Raw genomic sequence first — 1,877 nt, forward strand, 5'->3', positions numbered from 1 at the left:
CGGCATGGCGAAGAAGTTCTTCCATTCGAGCGTCGCATTGAGCAAGCCATAGCTCGGCAGGAGCACGCCCGGCTCGTTGGTCGTGCCGTCCGGGAAGGTTTCGGTGGAGAACGGCGCGGTCGGTTGCTTGTCTGTCCAGGCGTACGACACATAGACGCTGACATTGCCGACCTTTTCGGGGGTCGGCACAGTCACCCGGCCATAGACCGAAACGATGTTGGGCGACATGTATTGCAGCGGGCGGCAACCCATGTTCGCCCCGGCATAGACCTTGGGCGAATTGATCGACGTGGCCGTGCAGTCCCAGACACCGGAATTCGAGTTGAAAATGAACGATTTGTAGTGAGATTCGAGGTGGCTGTAGTTACCGCCGAGTTCGAGGAAGCTCGACGGCTTGACCATCCATTCGGCCTCAATACCCTTGATCACCGCCGAAGCATTGTTCAGCGTGATCGCACCATTGCCGCCCGTTGCCAGGTTATAGTCACCCGCAGCGCGCTGGATATTGCTGTAATCCATGTAGAAGCCGTTGACGTTGAGCATGGTCGGCATGCCCGCGACTTTATAGTTCGACTTGAATCCGGCTTCATAGTCGGTGACTTTTTCAGGCCCGAAGGTCCGCGTATTGTCGAACACCGCGTAGGAATTGAAGCCCCCCGCCTTGTAGCCACGCGTGACCTTGGCGTAGAGCATCACGTTGCGATCGGGGCGGTAATCGAGCCCAATGGTCCAGTTCGGCGCTGAACTGTTGAGCCTGGCGCCGAACTGGCAATCGGTCAACGGATTGGTCACCGCGCCGCCCTTCCACGAACAGCCGGTCACATATTGCCCGCCGCCTGGCAGCGGGACATAGTTGTATGATGCCGCCGTGCCGAACACGGTGTCCCAGGTATAGCGATAGCCGCCGGTCAGGCGCACATGGTCAAGCGCCGGAGTCAGCGCACCAAAATCGAGCGTGGCCTGTCCGTAGAGTGCCTTTGAACGGTTGGTTACAGCGATCTGCGATGTGCCGATCGGGCAGCCCGCCGGGGTTGCATTCGCACAAACGTCGATCGCCCAGGATTGCATGGTGCCGCCAGGGGTTTCGTTGAAATAGAAACCGCCAAAAGTATAGGTCAATTTCTTGTCGAGCGCGCTGCCTTGCAATTGCAGTTCTTCGGTAAACTGCTTGTACCAGTCACGCGGCGCAGTGCGACTTTCAACCGTGGTGCCGGTATCATAGATTGGCACATCCAGCCCCGATGTCGACTGCCCGTAGTACTCCTTAATTTCGGACCAACTGACAATATTTCTCAATTTAAGATTTGAATTGATGTCAATGTCAGTCGTGTTGGTTATTCCGCCGGTCGAAAGCCTGTCGAAATCGTCCACGTCATGCGCAGTCTGGCGAGTGCCAAGCGCCTGCTGCCGGGCAACCGCGTTGGTATAAAGACTGCAGTTGGCAGCCCCCGTCCCCGCACCGCAGAAATTGTATGACGAGGCAATCGCGCCCAGCGGGTAATATACGCCGCCGCCCACCGGGATCGGCGTTTCTGCAAGCCCGACCAGATGCGCCGTATTGACCGAGGCGCCGATCGTGCCCGTACCGTTGCTGTGCGATTCGGTGTAATAGCCCATGGTATAGTTGGTGACGTTGTCGAACGGCTGGAGCCACAGGCCGATCCGCCCGGTGCGCCAGTGCTGATCATCGCGCGCCTTGTTCCACACGACATCATAGGTGAAACCATCGCGGTCGCGCGAGGCGCCGACCAGACGCAGCCGCACCTTGTCGTTCACCGGCAGGTTCAGCACCACCTCGGCTTCATTGAGGTTGTAATTGCCGTATCCCGCCTGGATATGGCCTTCGAGTTTGTCGGTCGGCTTGGCCGGGGTCAGCA

At 58.4% G+C, this 1,877-nt stretch carries 1 protein-coding gene; it reads right to left on the reverse strand.

All coding sequences use genetic code 11. The annotated features are described in order from the left end of the window. Positions 1-1,877, reverse strand: a 1,877-nt coding sequence (locus P4L78_RS01140; RefSeq protein WP_309326396.1) for a TonB-dependent receptor, incomplete at both ends; no start/stop codon positions are given.

It is taken from the genome of Silvimonas sp., from assembly GCF_031291215.1.
Lineage (GTDB): Bacteria > Pseudomonadota > Gammaproteobacteria > Burkholderiales > Chitinibacteraceae > Silvimonas > Silvimonas soli.